At 63.6% G+C, this 21,488-nt stretch carries 19 protein-coding genes; 13 read left to right on the top strand and 6 right to left on the bottom strand.

Annotation, left to right across the window (positions count from 1 at the left end; translation table 11 throughout):
- Positions 1–4: 4 nt before the first annotated feature.
- Positions 5–601 carry a phosphatidylglycerophosphatase A gene (locus tag AB4Y32_RS26975; RefSeq protein ID WP_368724292.1) on the bottom strand — a complete coding sequence of 199 codons (597 nt, stop codon included), beginning with the start codon at positions 599–601 and terminating at the stop codon, positions 5–7.
- Positions 591–1,586 carry a thiamine-phosphate kinase gene (gene thiL / locus AB4Y32_RS26970; protein ID WP_368724291.1) on the bottom strand — a complete coding sequence of 332 codons (996 nt, stop codon included), beginning with the start codon at positions 1,584–1,586 and terminating at the stop codon, positions 591–593. The genes AB4Y32_RS26975 and thiL overlap by 11 nt, the downstream gene beginning before the upstream one ends.
- Before the next feature lie 218 nt (positions 1,587–1,804).
- Between thiL and AB4Y32_RS26965 the strand changes: the two genes are divergently transcribed.
- From AB4Y32_RS26965 to AB4Y32_RS26955, 3 genes are all read left to right on the top strand, one after another.
- Positions 1,805–4,099 carry an NADP-dependent malic enzyme gene (locus AB4Y32_RS26965; protein WP_368724290.1) on the top strand — a complete coding sequence of 765 codons (2,295 nt, stop codon included), beginning with the start codon at positions 1,805–1,807 and terminating at the stop codon, positions 4,097–4,099.
- Positions 4,100–4,487: 388 nt separating this feature from the next.
- Positions 4,488–4,892, top strand: coding sequence for a ribonuclease (locus AB4Y32_RS26960; protein WP_152755283.1), 405 nt, complete (start codon positions 4,488–4,490; stop codon positions 4,890–4,892).
- Positions 4,893–4,908: 16 nt separating this feature from the next.
- Positions 4,909–5,469, top strand: coding sequence for a barstar family protein (locus AB4Y32_RS26955; protein ID WP_368724289.1), 561 nt, complete (start codon positions 4,909–4,911; stop codon positions 5,467–5,469).
- Positions 5,470–5,622: 153 nt separating this feature from the next.
- On the opposite strand, the gene AB4Y32_RS26950 is transcribed toward AB4Y32_RS26955, so the two are convergent.
- Both AB4Y32_RS26950 and AB4Y32_RS26945 read right to left on the bottom strand, forming a co-directional pair.
- Complete coding sequence (locus AB4Y32_RS26950; RefSeq protein WP_368724288.1) at positions 5,623–6,363, bottom strand: 16S rRNA (uracil(1498)-N(3))-methyltransferase; 741 nt, start codon at positions 6,361–6,363, stop codon at positions 5,623–5,625.
- 19 nt (positions 6,364–6,382) lie between these two features.
- Positions 6,383–6,796 (bottom strand): VOC family protein, encoded by a 414-nt coding sequence (locus AB4Y32_RS26945; RefSeq protein ID WP_368724362.1) that lies wholly within the window; start codon positions 6,794–6,796, stop codon positions 6,383–6,385.
- A gap of 666 nt (positions 6,797–7,462) precedes the next feature.
- On the opposite strand from AB4Y32_RS26945, the gene tkt reads away from it, so the two are divergent.
- A complete protein-coding gene (gene tkt, locus AB4Y32_RS26940) occupies positions 7,463–9,481 on the top strand; it encodes a transketolase (RefSeq protein ID WP_368724287.1) in 2,019 nt (672 codons plus the stop codon).
- A gap of 105 nt (positions 9,482–9,586) precedes the next feature.
- On the top strand, positions 9,587–10,597 hold the full coding sequence (gene gap / locus AB4Y32_RS26935; RefSeq protein ID WP_368724286.1) for a type I glyceraldehyde-3-phosphate dehydrogenase: 1,011 nt from the start codon (positions 9,587–9,589) through the stop codon (positions 10,595–10,597).
- 109 nt (positions 10,598–10,706) lie between these two features.
- Here the strand turns inward: gap and AB4Y32_RS26930 are convergent, their stop codons facing one another.
- Positions 10,707–11,399, bottom strand: coding sequence for a FadR/GntR family transcriptional regulator (locus AB4Y32_RS26930; protein ID WP_368724285.1), 693 nt, complete (start codon positions 11,397–11,399; stop codon positions 10,707–10,709).
- Between the two features lie 251 nt (positions 11,400–11,650).
- Between AB4Y32_RS26930 and AB4Y32_RS26925 the strand changes: the two genes are divergently transcribed.
- The 3 genes from AB4Y32_RS26925 (at position 11,651) to AB4Y32_RS26915 (ending at position 14,644) form a co-directional block, all read left to right on the top strand.
- The gene (locus AB4Y32_RS26925; RefSeq protein WP_368724284.1) at positions 11,651–12,979 is read left to right on the top strand and encodes a C4-dicarboxylate transporter DctA; all 1,329 of its coding nucleotides are present in this window, start codon (positions 11,651–11,653) and stop codon (positions 12,977–12,979) included.
- Positions 12,980–13,081: 102 nt separating this feature from the next.
- A complete protein-coding gene (gene alc / locus AB4Y32_RS26920) occupies positions 13,082–14,092 on the top strand; it encodes an allantoicase (protein WP_368724283.1) in 1,011 nt (336 codons plus the stop codon).
- A 39-nt stretch (positions 14,093–14,131) separates the two neighbouring features.
- On the top strand, positions 14,132–14,644 hold the full coding sequence (locus tag AB4Y32_RS26915) for an ureidoglycolate lyase (RefSeq protein WP_368724282.1): 513 nt from the start codon (positions 14,132–14,134) through the stop codon (positions 14,642–14,644).
- 135 nt (positions 14,645–14,779) lie between these two features.
- Here the strand turns inward: AB4Y32_RS26915 and fur are convergent, their stop codons facing one another.
- Complete coding sequence (gene fur, locus AB4Y32_RS26910; RefSeq protein ID WP_012401967.1) at positions 14,780–15,208, bottom strand: ferric iron uptake transcriptional regulator; 429 nt, start codon at positions 15,206–15,208, stop codon at positions 14,780–14,782.
- Positions 15,209–15,358: 150 nt separating this feature from the next.
- Between fur and AB4Y32_RS26905 the strand changes: the two genes are divergently transcribed.
- The 5 genes from AB4Y32_RS26905 to leuS all read left to right on the top strand — a co-directional run bounded on the left by AB4Y32_RS26905 (position 15,359) and on the right by leuS (position 21,442).
- Positions 15,359–16,210, top strand: coding sequence for an outer membrane protein assembly factor BamE (locus AB4Y32_RS26905; RefSeq protein ID WP_368724281.1), 852 nt, complete (start codon positions 15,359–15,361; stop codon positions 16,208–16,210).
- A 250-nt stretch (positions 16,211–16,460) separates the two neighbouring features.
- Positions 16,461–17,258, top strand: a complete 798-nt coding sequence (dapB, locus tag AB4Y32_RS26900; RefSeq protein WP_368724280.1) for a 4-hydroxy-tetrahydrodipicolinate reductase — start codon at positions 16,461–16,463, stop codon at positions 17,256–17,258.
- A 61-nt stretch (positions 17,259–17,319) separates the two neighbouring features.
- Positions 17,320–18,057 carry a MotA/TolQ/ExbB proton channel family protein gene (locus AB4Y32_RS26895; protein ID WP_368724279.1) on the top strand — a complete coding sequence of 246 codons (738 nt, stop codon included), beginning with the start codon at positions 17,320–17,322 and terminating at the stop codon, positions 18,055–18,057.
- Positions 18,058–18,096: 39 nt separating this feature from the next.
- The gene (locus tag AB4Y32_RS26890; RefSeq protein ID WP_368724278.1) at positions 18,097–18,603 is read left to right on the top strand and encodes an ExbD/TolR family protein; all 507 of its coding nucleotides are present in this window, start codon (positions 18,097–18,099) and stop codon (positions 18,601–18,603) included.
- A 244-nt stretch (positions 18,604–18,847) separates the two neighbouring features.
- A complete protein-coding gene (leuS, locus tag AB4Y32_RS26885) occupies positions 18,848–21,442 on the top strand; it encodes a leucine--tRNA ligase (RefSeq protein WP_368724277.1) in 2,595 nt (864 codons plus the stop codon).
- Positions 21,443–21,488 lie beyond the last annotated feature (46 nt).

The raw sequence follows: 21,488 nt of genomic DNA, 5'->3' as shown, positions 1-21,488 counted from the left end.
AAAATCAGACCGACATCCGCCAGAGCGCAATCACCAGCAACGTGAAAAACGCCGCGACGAGATCGTCGAACATGATGCCAAAGCCGCCTTTCAGTCTGCGGTCGAAATACCGGATGGGCGGCGGCTTCACCATGTCGAAGAAACGGAAGATGATGAACGCCCACAACTGGCCGGTGAAAGTGGCAGGCGTGACCATCAGCAGCACAAGCCAGAACGCGACGATCTCATCCCACACGACGGGCGACGGATCGTCGACGCCGAGCCTGTTGGCCGTGAAGCCGCAGATCCCGATGCCGGCGATGAAGCCGCCGACGATCAGAATGCCCCATTCGATGACCGTGAGCTGCGCGCTGAACGCCGCGAACGACGCCCATGCGAACAGCGTTCCGAAGGTGCCCGGCGCGATGGGTGACAGGCCACTGCCGAAGCCCAGAGACAAGATATGCAGCGGATGTGACAGCATGAAGCGCGCATTCGCGCGTCGCGGCCTGGGCGCGCGCGGCTCGCCCTGGCCGGAGCCGTTCGGCGACCCGTCCGGTCGTCCGTTCGTTGGCGCGTCGGAAAATTGGCCGGCGGAGCCAAGCGAGGTTTCATTCTGCATGGAAATGGTCGAAGCCTTGCAACGTCAAAGTGAGGGGGGCACCCGACGCGTCGTGCCAGGAGATCGCGGGCGCGGCGCCGGCTGAGTCGAGTGGAGTTATTGTACCGACGCGCGTCACGGGCACACCCGCCTGTTGACCCGCTGCAACGACTGCGGCACGCGCGGACGCGGGCGCGGTGAAGCACAGCTCGTAATCGTCGCCGCCCGCGATCGTGCAGCGGCGCTGGATGTCGGCGGAAAGGCGGCGCAGCGCATCCGAGCGCGGCAGCGCGTCGGCGTCGACCGTTGCGTTCAGGTGCGAGCGCTCCAGAATGTGCATCAGGTCGCCCGCGAGACCGTCCGAGATGTCGAGCGCCGCGCGCGCCACGCCGCGCAGCGCGAGGCCGAGCGCGATGCGCGGCTCGGGCAGCTCCATCGCGCGGCGGAATGTTGCGGTTTCGCTTGCATCGGCGGACCACTCGCCGCGCTGCACGCCAAGATTCGCGCGCGCGTCGCCCAATGCGCCCGACACCCAGATGTCGTCGCCGGGCTGCGCGGCATCGCGGCGCAGCGCGCTCTGCGGCGGTACCGAGCCGAACACGGTGATGCACAGATTGAGCGGCCCGCCCGTCGTATCGCCGCCGATCAGTTCGCAGCCGTGGCGCTCGGCCAGATCGAAGAGCCCGTCGCTGAACGCGGACAGCCAGTCGGTATCGGCCTTCGGCAACGAGAATGCCAGCGTGAATGCCTGAGGTTTCGCGCCCATCGCGGCAAGATCAGACAGATTCACCGCGAGCGCCTTGTGACCGAGCGCTTTTGGATCGACATCAGGAAAGAAGTGGTGGCCTTCGACCAGCATATCCGTCGAAATGGCGAGCATCTCGCCGGCGGGCGGGGCGAGCAGCGCGCAATCGTCACCGATTCCGAGCGCGGCGCGCTGCGGGTAAGTCGAACCTGACGCGCGGCGCGCGAAGAAGCGGTCGATGAGCGAAAACTCTGAAAGCATAGATGGGCGTGTCAGTGGGAACGGGCGGCCGAAGCGAGTGAATCGAGAGGCTCAAGAAACGCGAACCAGTCGCGGCGAAAGCCGTGACGAAATCGGGCGCTTTGCTTTCGCGCTGTTTCGGTCGCGGCACTTGCACCCGGATTGCAGGCTTCGATTCGTGGGATTGGCGCTACAATGCCGTCGAACACCTATTCTAATCCGCACTTTCACGTCCGCTCATGTCGACTCCCGTCAATACCAAACTCCGTGAAGCCGCTCTCGATTATCACGAATTCCCGACCCCCGGGAAAATCGCGATCGCCCCGACGAAGCAGATGATCAACCAGCGCGATCTGGCGCTGGCGTACTCGCCGGGCGTTGCGTTCGCGTGCGAAGCGATCGTCGAGGATCCGCTCAATGCCGCGCGCTTCACGGCGCGCAGCAACCTGGTCGGCGTCGTGTCGAACGGCTCGGCAGTGCTCGGCCTCGGCAACATCGGGCCGCTCGCGTCGAAGCCCGTGATGGAAGGCAAGGCCGTCCTCTTCAAGAAGTTCGCCGGGATCGACGTGTTCGACATCGAATTGAACGAGTCGGACCCGCACAAGCTGGTCGAGGTGATCGCCGCGCTGGAGCCGACTTTCGGCGGCATCAACCTGGAAGACATCAAGGCGCCCGACTGCTTCATCGTCGAGCGCGAGTGCCGCAAGCGCATGAAGATTCCCGTGTTCCACGACGACCAGCACGGCACGGCAATCGTCGTCGCGGCGGCGTTCACGAACGGCCTGAAGGTGATCGGCAAGGATATCCGCGAAGTGAAGCTGGTCGCGTCGGGTGCGGGCGCGGCGGCGCTCGCGTGTCTGAACCTGCTCGTCGATCTCGGCCTGCCGCTCGAAAACATCTTCGTGACCGACCTGGCCGGCGTCGTCTACAAGGGCCGCGTCGAACTGATGGACCCGGACAAGGAGCGCTTCGCGCGTGAAACCAACGCGCGCACGCTGTCGGACGTGATCGCTGGCGCGGACGTGTTCCTCGGCCTGTCGGCGGGCGGCGTGCTCAAGCAGGAAATGGTCAAGCAGATGGCGGACAAGCCGCTCATTCTCGCGCTCGCCAACCCGACGCCGGAAATCCTGCCCGAACTCGCGCTGGAAGTGCGCCCGGATGCCGTGATCGCGACGGGCCGCACCGACTATCCGAACCAGGTCAACAACGTCCTGTGCTTCCCGTTCATTTTCCGCGGCGCGCTCGACGTCGGCGCGACGGTCATTACGAAGGAAATGGAAATCGCCGCGGTCAACGCGATCGCGGAACTGGCGCGCCAGGAGCAGTCTGACATCGTCGCGACGGCGTACGGCATTCAGGACCTGTCGTTCGGTCCGGAATATCTGATTCCCAAGCCTTTCGATCCGCGCCTGATCGTCAAGATCGCGCCCGCCGTCGCGCAGGCCGCGATGGATTCTGGCGTCGCGACGCGTCCGATCGAGGACATGGAGGCGTACACGCAGCATCTGCAGCAGTTCGTCTACCACAGCGGTACGACGATGAAGCCGATCTTCCAGCTCGCGCGCGGCGTCGAGCCGGAAAAGAAGCGCATCGTGTTCGCGGAGGGCGAAGAAGAGCGCGTGCTGCGGGCGGTGCAGATCGTCGTCGACGAGAAGCTCGCGAAGCCGATCCTGATCGGCCGTCCCGCTGTCATCGAGCAGCGCATTGCGAAGTATGGCCTGCGCCTCGTCAACGGCCAGGATTACACCGTGGTCAACACCGATCACGACGAGCGTTATCGCGACTTCTGGCAGACGTATCACAAGATGATGTGCCGCAAGGGCTTCACCGAGCAGATGGCGAAGCTCGAAATGCGCCGCCGCACGACGCTGATCGGCTCGATGCTGGTGACGAAGGGCCACGCGGACGGCATGATCTGCGGCACGGTCAGCACGACGCACCGCCATCTGCACTTCATCGACCAGGTGATCGGCAAGAAGGAAGGCGCGAAGGTCTACGCGGCGATGAACGCGCTGGTGCTGCCGGGCCGGCAGATCTTCCTCGTCGATACGCACGTGAACGTCGATCCGACGGCGCAAGAGCTGGCCGAAATCACGATCATGGCGGCGGAAGAAGTGCGCCGCTTCGGCATCGAGCCGAAGATCGCGCTGGTCTCGCATTCCAACTTCGGTTCGAGCAATGCGCCTTCTGCGCAGAAAATGCGCGATGTGCTCGCTATCTTGCAGGAACGCGCGCCGCATCTGCAGATCGACGGCGAAATGCACGGCGATCTCGCGCTCGATGCAAACCTGCGCCGCGAAGTGCTGGCGGATTCGACCCTGGAAGGCGACGCGAACCTGCTCGTGATGCCCAACATTGACGCCGCGAACATCTCGTACAACCTGCTGAAGACGGCCGCGGGCAACAACATCGCAATCGGACCGATCCTGCTGGGCGCGGCACAGCCGGTGCACGTGCTGACCCCTTCCGCGACGGTGCGCCGGATCGTCAACATGACGGCGCTGCTGGTGGCTGACGTGAACGCGTCGCGTTAAATCTGTCGTTTGTGTGTCGTGCGGGCTGACGATTGTTAGCCTGTGCGGGCAAAAAAAGAGGCGTGCCCCCCAATGGGGGGCACGCCTTCGAGCAGTGGCTGGGGATTAGCCATCCCGCAAAAGGTCGACGCAGACATGAATCCGGCGTGCAGACTGTCAGGACGACGAGGCATGAGAGTCGTCCAACATCGAACCTCAAAGATAAGCTTATCTCGATCGAGATAACGTGTGCGTCAAGATTTGTCAAATCTGGCGTCGGCGGTCGGCCAATACCCGCCCGGACGACCTTTCGTCCGACCAATGAACATTGATTCCAAAAGACATTAGCGATACCCTTACGACTTTCATGGTCGTCAAACTCGTTATTCAACAGCGGGAATCCTGATTCATGGCACGCAAGTGGCTCCGCGACGGCGTGCTGATCGCCGCCTTGACGGTGGGCGGTCTTGTCGGCAGCAGCTACCAGACGGGCGCCTTCGCCCGTGAAGCGCAACAGGCGCAGGCAGGCGGCACCATCGCGTTGGCGCAATTGCCGCCGGAAGCTGTCAGGACATTGAACTCGATTGCCGCTGGCGGGCCTTACCCGTATGAAAAGGACGGCGTCGTGTTCGGCAATCGTGAACGGTTGCTGCCGCCGCACCGGCGCGGGTATTACCACGAATACACCGTCCCCACGCCACACGCCCGCGATCGCGGCGCACGCCGCATTGTCTGTGGAGGGCCGCTCAGGCGGACCGACAATTGTTATTACTCAGACGACCACTACGCCAGTTTTAATCGCATTATTGATTGACATCGGGATAATCGGCATGAGCGACAACGTCTACGCGCACGACTCGAAAGTCGCGACGGATTTTTTCGCGCCCGGCGAAGGCAATATGTTCCAGCGCGTCATGCAGATGCGCGATGCCGGCCAGGCCCGTGACGTCCAGAACGAAGCGAGCACGGGACCTTCATCGGAAGAGGGACGCATGAGTCTTTTCCAGACCGTACGACCGAACATCGTACAGTCGATCCGCGCATTCCGCGTGCAGGATCTCGCTGACGAAGCGAATCGGCTCGGTCAGCATTTTCTCTACGCTTTTGTCGGCAATGCGCAGTCCAAACAAGAAGTGATGGAGACGATTGCCACGTCGTTCCTGTTTCCCAAGCACTTCGGCAAGAACTACGACGCGCTTTACGACTCGCTGACCGATCTCGTCCACAAGGCCGGCGCCCAGCCTGGCTTCGTCATCGTGCTCGAAGCGCTGCCGATCGCGACCAAATTTGACAAGGAAGCGCGTGAGACTTTGCTCGACGTGTTCCGCGAAGCAGCGGAGTTCTGGGCCGAGCGCAAGGTCGCGTTCCGTGTGTTTTACTCGTTTGCTTGAAATGTCCGAGGTGAAGAGCATGTCGCGGGGAATTGTTCGACGCCGATCGATCGCCACTCAAGATAGGACCAACAAAAAGGCCCGCCGTCCGGCGGGCCTTTTCATTTTCAAACGGACGTTTCCTGCTTTCTAAACGCCGTTTGCCGTAAGCGCCTACCAGCCGCCCCAGCGCGCCGCGAGTGCTGACAGCACCGCGATCCCGGCCGTTTCCGTGCGCAGCACCCGCGGTCCGAGGCCGACGGCCATGAATCCGTGGCTTGCGGAGGCGGCTTCTTCGGCGGCCGAGAAGCCACCCTCTGGGCCGACCAGCACCAGCGCGCGAACTTTCGGCGGCTCGCTCGGCAGCGCGGAGAACGGCACGCTCGCCCGTGGCGACAGCAAGAGCCGCAATTCGCCTTCGACCGGTTGCTTCGGCATCGAGCCGAGCCAGGTTGCGAGTTCGCGCGTCGGCATCACTTCCGGCAGGCGGTTGCGCCCGCACTGCTCGCAGGACGCCTGGACGATCCGCTGCCAGTGAATCTGGCGGCGCTGCGCGCGCTCGCCAGCAAGGCGGACGACGCTGCGCGTCGTCGTCAGCGGCACGAATTCGGATGCGCCCAGTTCCGTCGCCTTTTCGATCAGCCAGTCCATCTTGTCGCTGCCGGCGATGCCTTGCGCAAGCGTGAGCTGATAGGGCGGCTCCGCCTCGATGTCGCGATGTTCGCCGATTCGGGCGATCGTCCCATGCCGATCCATATCGACGATTTCGGCGCTGTACTCGCCGCCATTCCCGTTGAACAGGCTGACGGTGTCGCCCGGCTGCAAACGCAGGACGCGGACATGCCGGTTGACTTCATCCGGCAGGGAAACGATGTCGTCGGTCTTGAACGGGGTGCCGACGAAAAAGCGAGGCATAAGGAAAGTTCTCATTCACTCAAGACAGATGGCAGGCCAACGCCCAGCGATAGCCGTCGAGATCTTCGATCTGGGCAAAACGATCGCCCCAGAACTGATCTTGCGGTTCGCTCAGCGACCTGGCGCCGGCCGCGATGGCCCGCGCATAAACCGCGTCGACATCGTCGACATAGAGATAAAACGATTGGGGCGCGATCGCGCCGGAGCTTTTCGGCGTTTTGGCCGTGGAGCCGAACGCGCCTTCCGGCGCGAACATCACAATCAACTGGTCCTGATACGTCATCTCGACATGCATCACGACGCCCTCGTCGTGCACGCTGTCGCGGACGCGGAAACCAAACGCCGCCTCGAAGAACGCGATCGCGGTGCGTGCATCGCGGACCGTCAGATACGGTGTCAGCCACGGCACTCCGGCTGGGCGTGGGGCAGTCATCGAACTCTCCTGAACCAATGGGTCGCTTACGCCATCGCCGCCGCGACCAGCCTTGCCTTGCGGCAGACAGCCGGTGCCAAAGAGGCGATGCATTTTGCAGCAGTGTCAAAGCCAAGGCTTTAAGAATCGGCTTAGTTTACTGCCTGATGCGCGATGAACGGCGAACAATGGATCGCGCGGCGATATTTCCGGGCTTCGCGTTCCGGCGAATTTGCACGCCACAATGAGACGAAAATCTGATAGCTCGCGTTCAATTTGCGGCTTCGTCGATGATCGCGCGCAAATTTGGTTGATCGCGTGCGGCGTCTGCACGGAAAGATTCAGTCGAGGCCTCAAAAGTTCTTCACGTTTGCGCGTCATCAAACGCCGCAACGAGTGATCGATGGAAACTGCGGGCCTTGCCGACGACCTCGCTCGACGGGCAGCGGACGGCGAGAAAACCACGGCAAATGGCGCGAACATGCGCGCCGGATCTCCCCGAAACGCCCGCCGATGGCGGAAGCCGCGTCCGGCTATCTGTTAGAATGTCCAGCTTTGCAGCCCTGTCCGTTTGTTCAGCCCGCCTCGCGTCTTCCGGCGCCGCACCGTGCGCCAAAGCTGACCGGCCGCCGCACTTCCGGACCACCAACGGCGCCCCCGCTTTTTGGACCAATCCCCGGACCCGACATGACGATCTCGTCTCCCGCCCCCACTTCCCTGATGGCCAACGCGATTCGCGCGCTCGCCATGGATGCCGTTCAACAAGCGAATTCCGGACACCCCGGCATGCCGATGGGCATGGCCGAAATCGGCGTTGCACTGTGGTCGCGCCATCTGCGGCACAACCCGAAGAATCCGCATTGGGCGGATCGCGACCGCTTCGTGCTGTCGAACGGCCACGGCTCGATGCTGCTGTATTCGCTGCTGCATCTGACGGGCTACGACCTGCCGATGGAAGAACTGAAGAACTTCCGCCAACTGCATTCGAAGACGCCGGGCCACCCGGAATACGGCATCACGCCGGGCGTCGAGACGACGACGGGCCCGCTCGGTCAAGGCCTTGCGAATGCAGTCGGCATGGCGCTCGCCGAATCGCTGCTCGCGAACGAATTCAACAAGCCTGACGCGAAAATCGTCGATCACCACACGTATGTGTTCCTCGGCGATGGCTGCCTGATGGAAGGCATTTCGCACGAAGCCTGCTCGCTCGCCGGCGTGCTGAAGCTGAACAAGCTGATCGCGTTCTACGACGACAACGGCATCTCGATCGACGGCGACGTCGTTCACTGGTTCCACGACGACACGCCGAAGCGCTTCGAAGCGTACGGCTGGAACGTGATTCCGGGCGTGATCGGCCACGACGTCGAAGCCGTCGATGCCGCGATCAAGAAGGCTTGGCAGTCCGACAAGCCGACGCTGATCTGCTGCAAGACCGTGATCGGCGAAGGCTCGCCGAACAAGGCGGGCACTCACGACGTGCACGGCGCGGCGCTGGGCGACAAGGAAGTCGCGGCCACGCGCGAGAAGCTCGGCTGGAACCACCCGCCGTTCGTGATTCCGCAGGAAATCTACGCAGCGTGGGACGCGAAGGAGCAGGGCGCGAAGGTCGAAGGCGACTGGAACCACGCGTTCGCCGCGTATCGCGCGAAGTACCCGCAGGAAGCCGCCGAATTCGAGCGCCGCATGGCGAACAAGCTCCCCGCCGACTGGGCTGAAAAGGCGCAGGCGATCATCGCCGGCGCGAACGAGCGCGCGGAAACCGTCGCGACCCGCAAGGCGTCGCAGCAGGCCATCGAAGGCCTCGCGGCCGTGCTGCCGGAACTGTGCGGCGGCTCCGCTGACCTGACGGGCTCGAACCTCACGAACTGGAAGGCGGCGAAGTACGTGCGCGTCGGCGAAACGGGCGCGGCGGGCAGCTACGTGAACTACGGCGTGCGCGAGTTCGGCATGAGCGCGATCATCAACGGCCTCGCGCTGCACGGCGGCCACAAGGCATTCGGCGGCACGTTCCTGACGTTCTCCGACTACAGCCGCAACGCGCTGCGCGTCGCCGCGCTGATGAAATCGCCGTCCATTTTCGTGTTCACGCACGACTCGATCGGCCTCGGCGAAGACGGTCCAACGCACCAGTCGATCGAACATGTCGCGAGCCTGCGTCTGATTCCGCACATGCAGGTGTGGCGCCCGGCGGATACCGTCGAAACGGCCGTCGCATGGACGCAAGCCGTCGAGCATCAGGGCCCGTCGTGCCTGATCTTCAGCCGCCAGAATCTCGCGTTCAACCCGCGCACGGATGCGCAGATCGCCAACATCGCGAAGGGCGGCTATGTGCTGCAAGACTGGAACGACGAGATCGTCGCGCGCAAGATCATCCTGATCGCGACGGGCTCAGAAGTCGAACTGGCGATGAAGTCGGTCGAGGCGCTCGCGCGTGAAGGCATCGCGGCACGCGTCGTGTCGATGCCGTCCACCACGACGTTCGACAAGCAGGACGCCGAGTACCGCGAGCGCGTGCTGCCGCACGGCGTGCGCCGCGTCGCGATCGAAGCGGGCGTGACGGATTTCTGGCGCAAGTACGTGGGTCTGGAAGGCGGCGTCGTCGGTATCGACATGTTCGGCGAGTCGGCCCCGGCAGGCGTGCTGTTCAAGCATTTCGGCTTTACCGTCGAGCATGTGGTCGCGACGGCCAAGGCGGCGCTCGGCTGATGCGAATTGCCCGCCGCGCGCTGCCGCCATCAAGTGCGCGCAGCGGGCTTCGTGTCGCAGCCGGTGCATCAGGGAAGAATTTTTTCAGCCATCAGGAGATAGAACATGACGATTCGTGTCGCAATCAACGGCTATGGCCGGATCGGCCGCAATACGCTGCGCGCCTTTTATGAGAACGGCAAGAAGCATGACCTCGAGATCGTCGCGATCAACGACCTTGGCGACGCCAAGACCAACGCGCATCTGACGCAGTACGACACGGCGCACGGCAAGTTCCCGGGCGAAGTGACTGTCGACGGCGAGAACCTCATCGTCAACGGCGACAAGATCCGCGTGCTGGCCAACCGCAACCCGGCTGAACTGCCGTGGGGCGAGCTGGGCGTCGATGTCGTGATGGAATGCACGGGCTTCTTCACGACGAAGGAAAAGGCGAGCGCCCACCTGAAGGGCGGCGCGAAGAAGGTGATCATCTCGGCGCCGGGCGGCAAGGACGTCGACGCGACGATCGTCTACGGCGTGAACCATCAGACGCTGAAGGCCGAGCACACGGTCATCTCGAACGCATCGTGCACGACGAACTGCCTCGCACCGCTCGTCAAGCCGCTCAACGACAAAATCGGTCTGGAAACGGGTCTGATGACCACGATCCACGCGTACACGAACGACCAGGTGCTGACCGACGTGTATCACGAAGACCTGCGCCGCGCGCGCTCGGCCACGCATAGCCAGATCCCGACGAAGACGGGCGCTGCATCGGCTGTCGGCCTCGTGCTGCCGGAACTGAACGGCAAGCTGGACGGCTACGCGATCCGCGTCCCGACCATCAACGTGTCGATCGTGGACCTGTCGTTCATCGCCAAGCGCGACACGACCGTCGATGAAGTCAACGCGATCATGAAGGAAGCGTCGGAAGGCGCGCTGAAGGGCATCCTCGGCTACAACTCGGCGCCGCTGGTCTCGATCGACTTCAACCACAACCCGGCTTCGTCGACGTTCGACGCGACGCTGACCAAGGTGTCGGGCCGTCTGGTGAAAGTGTCGAGCTGGTACGACAACGAGTGGGGCTTCTCGAACCGCATGCTGGATACGGCGGTTGCTCTCGCGAAGGCGAAGTAACAAGCGCTCCTCGCTGCGTTCATGGCGCGAAAAAGCCGCTCTCCGGAGCGGCTTTTTTTCATTTCTTGCTCGCGGTTTTGCGAGTGGGCCGTTCAGGAGCGTTCCATGCTCACGCATGCGGCGTCGGAAAGTACACGCCCGCGCGCTGAGCCGCGTTCGCGATGTGCTTCTCGATGGCCTTGCCGGCCGCGTGCGGATCGCGTGCCTTCAGCGCATCGAGAATCGCCCGATGCTCGTGATAGGTCGACAGCACCAGTTCCCGCCGATAGAACGGCATGCGCTGGCTCTCCTTCATGATGTCGGCGCTGCTGCGCAGAATCGATTCGATGGCCGCATTGCCGGCAATATTCACGATGCGCATGTGGAAGTCGAAGTCGAGTTGCGCGGCCTCGTCCAGTTCGCCATTGGTGAGCGCGTTGTGTAGCGCGGCGATGTTGTCTTCGAACCATTCGACGTCGTCGTCGCCGATCGCGAGCGCCGCCATGCGTGCGACAAAGCCTTCCAGCGCGAAACGCATCTGATATGTGTCCGGCAGCGACGACTGATCCGCGAAACGCCACGGATGCGCGGACGACGCCTTCGTCGACTGCACATACACGCCTTTGCCCGGGCGGATCGTCAGCATGCCGAGCGCCTCGAGCGTCGACAACGCCTCGCGCAGCGAGGCCCGGCTGATGTCCAGTTCCTCCGACAATTGCCGCTGCGCAGGCAACAGGCTCCCAACGGGATAAGCGCCGCCTTCGATCCTCTCGCGGATCGTCGCGATGGCGGCGTCGGTGACGGTGTGCGGGACGTTCTTCATGATGGCGTCGCGGTTCGATGCGGTCTGACCAGCATTGTAGAACGGATACGAGAAATCGTCGCAACCGCCGCAGCGATGCAAATTCCGGGCGAGAAGGCCGGTCAGACCAGGCCGGGTAAACACCGGCCCCAAAATCCTTGACCCAACTATATCGGCTTCCTACTATTCGCCATAACAGTACTGGTCGGACCAGTATGAACAGGTGACGACAGACCCGTACTGTAGACCCAACTCGTGATCGGGAGAAAGCCGTGTTGAAGTTCTTCAATTCGCTGTTTGGCCGGGTGGTGATCGCTCTTGTGGCGGGCATCGTGATCGGCGCGCTGTTTCCGCATTTCGCGCAGTCGCTGCGTCCATTGGGCGACGGCTTTCTCAAGCTGATCAAGATGGTGATCGGCCCCATCGTTTTCTGCGTCGTCGTCAGCGGGATGGCGCATGCGGGCGATCTGAAGAAGGTGGGGCGCGTCGGGCTGAAGGCCGTCGTCTACTTCGAAATCATGACGACGATCGCGCTCGTGATCGGCGCGGTGCTCGCTTACGTGACGCGGCCCGGCGTCGGCATGAACGTCGATCTGCACTCGCTCGATGCCGCGTCGCTCGCCACCTACACCGAGCACGCGAAGAGCCTGAAGGATACGGCGGCGTTTCTGCTGAAGATCATTCCCGACACGGCGATCGACGCGTTCGCGAAGGGCGACATCCTGCAGATCCTCGTGTTCTCCGTGCTGATCGGCTCCGCGCTGTCGCTGCTCGGGCCGCGCGCGCAGCGCGTCAACGGCCTGATCGACGAGCTTGCGCAGGTGTTCTTCCGCGTGATGAGCTTCATCATCAAGCTGGCGCCGCTCGGCGTGCTGGGCGCGATCGCATTCACGACGGGTACGTACGGCGTCGCGTCGCTGAAGCAACTCGGCATGCTCGTCGTCGTGTTCTACGCGAGCTGCATCGTGTTCGTCACAGTCGTGCTCGGCGTCGTGATGCGCCTCGCCGGCTTCAGCGTCTTCAAGCTGATCCGCTACCTGCGCGAGGAACTCTCCATCGTGCTCGGCACCGCTTCGTCGGACGCCGTGCTGCCGCAGATCATGCGCAAGCTCGAATGGATGGGCGTGAAGGATTCGACCGTCGGCCTCGTGATTCCGACCGGCTACTCGTTCAATCTCGACGGTTTCTCGATCTATCTGACGCTCGCCGTCATCTTCATCGCGCAGGCGACGAATACGCCGCTGTCGATGCACGACCTGATCGTCGTCGTGCTGGTGTCGCTGATTACGTCGAAGGGCGCGCACGGCATTCCCGGCTCCGCGATCGTGATCCTCGCGGCGACGCTCTCCGCGATTCCCGCGATTCCTGTGCTCGGCCTCGTGCTGATCCTGCCCGTCGACTGGTTTGTCGGCATCGCCCGCGCGCTGACGAATCTGATCGGCAACTGCGTCGCGACGGTGATCGTCGGCGTATGGGAGAACGACATTGACAAGGCGCGCGCCCGCCGCGTGCTGAATCTCGACAGCGACTACCGCTTCGTGCCGACCGTCACCGACCTCGGCGAAGAAGCGGGCCACGTGAATCCCGCGCACGCCGTATGACAACGCTTTCCGCCATCTGACCGACCACCAATGGCAACGGCGGCGGGCTTGCAGGGCCTGCCGCCGACTCACTCACTCGACTGAAGACTGAACGAACCGATCATGGCCAATCCGATTCTCGATCCGAACGCACCCGCCTTCACGCGCCGCTACATGAATCTTGCCGACCCGCGTCTGGGCGCCAAGGCGCTCTTCGCCAGCGACGAATTCTTCGCGCCGAAAGAGCGCATGCTCGACCCGCAGCCGGCGGTGTTCATCCCCGGCAAGTACGACGACCACGGCAAATGGATGGACGGCTGGGAGACGCGCCGCAAGCGCACGACGGGCCACGACTACTGCGTCGTGCGGCTGGCGCGGCCGGGGATCGTGCACGGCGTCGATCTCGACACGAGTCACTTCACGGGCAATTTCCCGCCGGCCGCGTCGATCGAAGCCTGCTATTCCGACGGCGACGTGCCCGCCGATCACGCCGACTGGCAAACCATCGTCCCGGCGACGACGCTGCAGGGCAATCAGCATCACTACGTCGAAGTCAGCGATGCGCGCGCCTTCACGCATCTGCGCGTGAACCTGTATCCGGACGGCGGACTCGCGCGGCTGCGCGTCTATGGGCAGCCGAAGCGCGACTGGGAGCGGATCGAGCGCGGAACACTCGTCGATCTGGCCGCAATCGAAAACGGCGCGTACCTTGTCGCGGCGAACAACCAGCACTTCGGGCCGGCATCGCAGATGCTGATGCCGGGGCGCGGCGTGAACATGGGCGACGGCTGGGAAACGCGGCGGCGCCGCGAGCCGGGCAACGACTGGGCGATCGTCGCGCTCGCGCGTCCTGGCGTGATCCGCAAAGTCGAAGTGGATACGGCGCACTTCAAGGGCAATTTCCCTGACCGCTGCTCGCTGCAAGCGGCGTCCGTCACGGGCGGCACCGACGATTCGCTCGTCACGCAGGCGATGTTCTGGCCGGTCCTGCTGCCGGACCAGAAGCTGGAAATGGACAGCGTCCACACGTTCAGCGCCGAACTGGCCGCGCTCGGACCTGTTACGCACGTGCGCTTCAACATCTACCCGGACGGCGGCGTGTCGCGTCTGCGTCTGTGGGGCGAGATCGAATAAGGCACACTGAACAGGTCGGCAGGACTCACGGAGAAGGCCATGAACACACTGCGCATCGAGCGTCTGACGCGCGAAGCGTTCGCCCCTTTCGGCGACGTGATCGAACTGGAAGGCGCGCGGCATTATCCGATCAACGAAGGCACGACGGAGCGCTATCACGATCTCGCGAAAGTGGACGTGAGCACGCAGGGCGGCCGTCCGCTGATCAACGTGTTTCGCGCGCAGCCGCGCTCATGGCCGATCGATATCGTGATGATGGAGCGGCATCCGTTGGGCAGCCAGGCGTTCGTGCCGCTCTCGGATACGCCGTATCTGATCGTTGTCGCGCCGGCCAGTGAGCTCGACCCGACAAAACTCAGAGCGTTCTCGACGCGCGGCTGGCAGGGCGTGAATTACGCGAAGGGCGTCTGGCATCATCCGCTGCTGGCGCTGGAGCGCGTGAGCGATTTCCTGATTGTCGATCGCGGCGGTGACGGGCCCAACTGCGACGAAGTGCCGTTGCCACAAGCGTGGCGTCTCGAACGGGAGTCGCTCGAGGCCGTTGCCGTTTAAGACGTTCGCTTGCGTCGCCCGCTTCCCGTAAGCAGTGGAAAGCAAAAGGCCCGGCTGATTTTCATCGGCCGGGCCTTTCTGCGTATTGCCTTTCACGTCGACGATGCCGCACCCCGAATCGCGGCCCGACGCCCGTCAGTGCTTGCGATGCGGACACTTGTCTTTCGTGCACGCGCCATACAGCGCGAGCGCGTGTTCCTGCAGCTTGAAGCCGCGTTCCTTCGCGATCGCCTGCTGGCGGTTCTCGATTTCAGGGTCGAAAAACTCTTCGACCAGGCCGCAGTCGATGCACACCAGATGGTCGTGATGCGTCCCTTCGTTCAGCTCAAAAACGGCTTTACCCGACTCGAAATTGCTGCGCGACAGCAGTCCCGCCTGCTCGAACTGCGTGAGCACGCGGTACACCGTGGCGAGCCCGATATCCAGTTCTTCATGCAGCAGATTGCGGTAGACATCTTCGGCGGTCAGATGGCGCACCGGGCTGTGCTGAAAGATCTCCAGAATCTTGAGGCGCGGTAGGGTCGCCTTGAGTCCGATATTTTTCAGATCGGTTGGATTGGTCATGGCAAGGGATCCCTAGAGTACAATGCAAGGTTCTAATAGTAATGTGAATTGCAGTTGAGGTCATCTTCGACGGAAACTCGCGCGGCTCGGGAAGCCCGCACGGTGAGGGAAATGATTCCAAAAGCTCTATTGATCAACAGGGGGAGCCGCATGCGGGGCACCTTGATCGTCGCTGCGGCTGTGGCGCTTCTTGCTGGATGTTCCACGTACGACAGCCTGACGCAGCGCGTTGCCCAAAGCATCACGCCGTACCGCATTACTGTGGTTCAGGGCAACTTCGTATCGAAGGAAATGGCCTCGCAGATGCAGGTCGGCATGTCGCGTGCGCAGGTGAAACAGGTGCTCGGCACGCCGCTTCTGACCGACATGTTCCACGCCGACCGCTGGGACTATGTCTTCTACTTCAAGCGCGGTTCGACCTCCATCGTCCAGCAGCGTGATTTCACCGTGAACTTCTCGGGCGATCGCGTCGCGAGCTGGTCGGGCGGCGAAGATCTGCCGTCGAACCTCGAACTGCTCGCAGATATCGACGGCGACCGCACGGGCAAGAAAGTGGCGGCAGCGCCTGCTGTCGCGAGCGCTGCGGGTGCGGCGAGCGCGCCCGTTGCGGCGGCGTCCGCGCTCGTCTCGACGCCCGATACGGCGCGCTCGTCTACGTCCGAAGCCACGCAGGCCGGCAATCTGCCCGCCGTCGATCCGAACGCGCAGGCCGCCCAGGCTGCGAACCGCCTGACCAATGCTGTGCAGGCGCCCGCGCCTGGCACGACGCCGTCGGTGCGCGCGGGCACGCCGCCGTCGAATGGCGGCGTGCCGCAGAACGCGACGGAGCCTGGTCAGCCGCAGTTCCGCTTCACGCGTCCGCCGCCTCCGCAGATCCAGGGCGTGCCGAAGGAGAACCCCGTCGGTCCGACTGGCCCGCAAAGCAACAATGGGCAGGCGAAAGCCGCGCCCGTCGCATCGTCGCCTGATTCGTCCCAGACCAACCCGGGAACGGGCGGCTGATTCCGCTGTCCGTAACATGACGGGCATGACGGGCGGCTTCTTCGCCCGTCGTGCGTTTCGGCGCGGTGCACGGCCGCTTTGGCTCATCGCATGATGTCACCGCGCTCTATTCCGGCGCATGCGCGGGTGTCCGTTGCTCGCTTCGTTTCCTTGATCGTCGGCCGGCGCGCTGCCTTTCGGATCAACTGAGGGCGCAACGGTCGACGCAACCCGATGGCGCCGTTCGACGGCGCTGTTTGCTGGATTACCCATGAAAATTGCCATCGCTGGCGCATCGGGCCGCATGGGCCGGATGCTCATCGAAACCGTCCTCAACGATCCCGACGCGACGCTCTCCGGCGCGCTCGATCGCAAGGGCGCGCCGCAACTCGGTCAGGACGCCGGAGCGTTTCTGGGCAAACAGACGAGCGTGCCGATCTCGGACGATATCGACGCCGTGCTCGCGCAATCCGACTATCTGATCGATTTCACGCGTCCCGAAGGCACGATCGCGCACATCGATACAGCGCTGCGCACGAACACGAAGCTCGTGATCGGCACGACGGGGTTCGACGACGCGCAAAAGGCGCACATCCGCGCCGCGGCCGAAAAAATCGCGATCGTGTTCGCGTCGAACTTCAGCGTCGGCGTTAATGTGACGATGAAGCTGCTCGAATTCGCCGCGCCTCATTTCTCGCAGGGCTACGACATCGAAATCATCGAGGCGCATCACCGTCATAAGGTGGACGCGCCGTCGGGCACCGCTCTGACGATGGGTGAAGTGGTGGCGAACGCGCTGGGCCGCAAGCTCGAAGATTGCGCTGTCTATGCGCGCGAAGGCGTGACGGGCGAACGCGATCCGTCGACGATCGGCTTTTCGGCAATTCGCGGCGGCGACATCGTGGGCGATCACACGGTGCTGTTTGCCGGAATCGGCGAGCGCATCGAGATCACGCACAAGTCGGCAAGCCGTCTGTCGTATGCACAAGGCGCGCTGCGTGCGGTACGTTTCCTCCAGGGCCATCAGAATGGCCTGTTCGACATGCAGGACGTGCTCGGCCTTCGCTAGGCACCCGTAGCCTGCTCTCACGCGCCGGGGCACTCGTGGCCGAGGCGAACGGCGAGGTCCGATGGCAAACTCCGGCATCATCCACTACCTGCAATCCAGCGACGCCATTACGCATGGCGTCGCATACGTGCTGCTGGCGATGTCGATTGCGAGCTGGTGTTTCCTGATCGTCAAAAGCTGGATGCTCGGGCGCGCGAAGCGCCAGGGGCCGCGCGCCATTGCGATTTTCTGGCAGGCGCCGACGCTCGCCGATGGCGTCGCCGCGCTGCGGCTCGCCGATCGCGAGCACATCTTTTCTCCGTTGGCGGAAGCGGCGCTGCAGGCGTCGGAAGTTGAGGTGCCGGGCGCGCTGCTCGCGCGCGTCGAGCGCAGCGAACGCGTGCTGAGGGCGTTGCGCCAGGCGCTGCATCGCTCGCAGCGGCGGCTGGAGTTCGGGCAGGTGCTGCTGGCGTCGGTGGGCAGCACGGCGCCGTTCGTCGGGCTGCTCGGCACCGTGTGGGGCATCTATCACGCCCTCGGCAGCATCGCGTCGAGCGGGCAGGCGATGATCGAAAACGTCGCGGGGCCCGTCGGCGAAGCGCTCATCATGACGGCGTTCGGCCTCGTCGTCGCGATTCCCGCCGTGCTTGCCTATAACGTGCTGGGACGGATGGTGCGGCAGTTGTCGGAGGAACTCGACGGCTTCGCGCATGATCTGCATGCGTATGTCTGCGCGCCCACCGGCGAGACGCACGACGGCACTCGCGCCGAGATGCGCGACGCCCAGGGCAGGCGCTCGCCCGCGCGGACGCAAGCTTAGGCTCAGCCAGGGCTGAAACGGAAAGGGCGAGGCACGACAATGGCATTCGGCGGACTCGACAGACACAAGACGGCCGCGCCGATGGCGGACATCAACATGACGCCGCTGATCGACGTGATGCTCGTGCTGCTGGTCATTTTCATCATCACGGCGCCGCTGTTCACGCACGCGATCCGGCTCGATCTGCCGCGCGTAGCGTCCGCCGAGGCGCGCGAGACGCCGCAGACCATCACGCTGTCGATCGATGCAGCAGGCAAGCTCTACTGGAACGACAAGCCCGTCACGCTCGAACAGATGCGCGCGCAGTTCAACGACGCCGGCAAGCAAAAGGAGCAGCCTGAAATCCATCTGCGCGCCGAGCGCTCGACGCGCTACGAGGTGATCGCGCAAGTAATGGGCGCCGCACAGCAGGCGGGGCTGGAGCGGATCGGTTTCGTGACCGAGCCGCCGTCGGCGGGCAATGCGAAAACCGGCGCGGCGACGACAGGCGGCGTGAACGCGGGCCCGCCAGCGCCTTCGACAGCGGGAGCATCCGCCGCGCGGTAAGCGCCAGGGCGTCGCTCGCCGGGCCAAAAGCCCGCTTTCACCGCGAATCAGGATCGAATCGGGACCAATCGGCGTGCAAATCGCGCCGCATACGCCGCATGGCGTGCGGCGTCGTCCCGCCCGGACGGTATAATCAGCGTTTTCCCCTTGACGCAAGGGGAACCGACGAGACATTTCTTCACGCAGAGCACCGGCCGGTGCCGAAGCACTGAAAGCGGCACCGAACCAGCGATCCCATCACACCATGCACGAAAAATACGTTCCCTCCGACGTCGAATCCGCCGCGCAAGGACAATGGCGCGCCAGCGACGCGTACAAAACGACGGAAAAGACCGACAAGCCGAAGTTCTATTGCGTTTCGATGCTGCCGTATCCGTCGGGCAAGCTGCATATGGGACACGTACGCAACTACACGATCAACGACGTGATGTACCGCTATCTGCGGATGAACGGCTACAACACGCTGATGCCGATGGGCTGGGACGCGTTCGGCATGCCCGCCGAGAACGCCGCGATGGCCAACGGCGTGCCGCCCGCGAAGTGGACGTACGACAACATCGCGTACATGAAGAAGCAGATGCAGTCGATGGGGCTCGCTATCGACTGGTCGCGCGAAGTGGCTACGTGCAGCCCGGACTACTACAAGTGGAACCAGTGGATCTTCCTGAAGATGCTGGAGAAGGGCATCGCGTACAAGAAGACGGGCACCGTGAACTGGGACCCTGTCGATCAGACCGTGCTCGCGAACGAGCAGGTGATCGACGGCCGCGGCTGGCGCTCGGGCGCGCTCGTGGAGAAGCGCGAAATCCCGATGTACTACATGCGCATCACGCAGTACGCGGATGAACTGCTGAACGATCTCGACGGCCTCGGCTGGCCCGAGCGCGTGAAGATCATGCAGCAGAACTGGATCGGCAAGAGCTACGGCGTGAACTTCGGCTTCCCGTACGAAATCGACGGCCAGCAGAAGATCTTGCGCGTGTTCACGACGCGCGCCGACACGATCATGGGTGTGACGTTCTGCGCGGTCGCCGCCGAGCACCCGCTCGCGATGCGCCTCGCACAGGACAAGCCCGAGCTGCTGCCGTTCATCGACGAATGCAAGCACGGCGGCGTCGCCGAAGCCGACATGGCGACGATGGAAAAGAAGGGCATGCCGACGGGCTTTTACGTCACGCATCCGCTGACGCAGGAAAAGGTCGAGGTGTGGATCGGCAACTACGTGCTGATGAGCTACGGCGAAGGCGCGGTGATGGGCGTGCCGGCGCACGACGAGCGCGACTTCGCGTTCGTGAAGAAGTACGGCATTCCCGTCAAGCAGGTGGTCGCGGTCGAGGGCGAGCCGTTCTCGACGGACGCATGGCAGGAGTCGTACAGCGACAAGGAAAACGGCGTGCTGGTGAACAGCGGCAAGTACGACGGCCTGAAGTACCAGGAAGCCGTCGATGCGATCGCCGCCGATCTCAAGGCGCTCGGCCTCGGCGACAAGCAGGTCACGTGGCGTCTGCGCGACTGGGGCATCTCGCGCCAGCGCTACTGGGGCACGCCGATCCCGATCATCCACTGCCCGTCGTGCGGCGACGTGCCCGTGCCGGAGAAGGATCTGCCCGTCGTGCTGCCCGAAGACCTCGTGCCGGACGGCACGGGCAATCCGCTCGCGAAGTCGGAAGCGTTTTTGAACTGCACGTGTCCGAAGTGCGGCGCGGCCGCGAAGCGCGAAACCGACACGATGGATACGTTCGTCGATTCGTCGTGGTACTTCTATCGCTACGCGGCACCCGACGCGAAGACGATGGTCGACGAGCGGACAGATCACTGGATGCCGATGGACCAGTACATCGGCGGCATCGAGCACGCGATTCTTCACCTGTTGTACTCGCGTTTCTGGGCGAAGGTCTGCCGCGATCTGGGCATCGTGAAGTTCGGCGAGCCGGCGAAGAACCTGCTCACGCAGGGCATGGTGCTCAACGAAACGTACTACCGCGAAAACGAAGCGGGCAAGAAGACCTGGTACAACCCGGCCGACGTCACCGTCACGCACGACGACAAGGGCCGCCCGATGGGTGCGACGCTGAACGCCGACGGCCAGCCCGTCGAGCTGGGCGGCGTCGAAAAGATGTCGAAGTCCAAGAACAACGGCGTTGATCCGCAAGTGCTGATCGACCAGTACGGCGCCGACACCGCGCGTCTCTTCACGATGTTCGCAGCGCCCCCCGAGCAGCAGCTCGAGTGGTCGGGCGCGGGCGTCGAAGGCGCGAGCCGCTTCCTGCGCCGCGCGTGGGCGTTCGGCCAGGCGAACGAAGCGGCGCTGCGCGAGCGCGCATCGTTCGATGCCGCGAAGCTCGCCGATACTGAAAAGACGCTGCGCCGCGAAATCTACGGCGTGCTGAAGCAGGCCGATTTCGACTATCAGCGTCTGCAGTACAACACGGTCGTGTCGGCGGCGATGAAGATGCTCAACGCGCTCGAAGGTGCAAAGGGAGCAAGCCCCGCCGTGCTGCGCGAAACCTACGGCGTGCTGCTGCGCGTGCTGTACCCGGTCGTGCCGCACATCACCTTCCAGCTCTGGCAGGAACTCGGCTACGCGGACGAATTCGGCACGCTGCTCGATGCGCCGTGGCCGAAGGTCGACGAAAAGGCGCTGGAGCAAAGCGAAATCGAACTCGTGCTGCAGGTGAACGGCAAGGTGCGCGGCGCCGTGACGGTCGCCAGGGACGCGTCGCGCGAAGCGATCGAAGCCGCTGCCCTCGCGCACGAAATGTTCGCGAAGTTCAGCGAAGGCAAGCCGGCGAAGAAGGTGATCGTCGTGCCCGGCCGCCTCGTGAACGTCGTCGTCTGACGGGCCGCGCCGAATGTACCGGTCGGTGTCGATCGATGGCGATTGC

This window comes from Paraburkholderia phymatum (genome assembly GCF_040965635.1).
Classification (GTDB): Bacteria; Pseudomonadota; Gammaproteobacteria; order Burkholderiales; family Burkholderiaceae; genus Paraburkholderia; species Paraburkholderia phymatum_B.
This window is presented reverse-complemented; position numbering and strand designations above follow the sequence as displayed.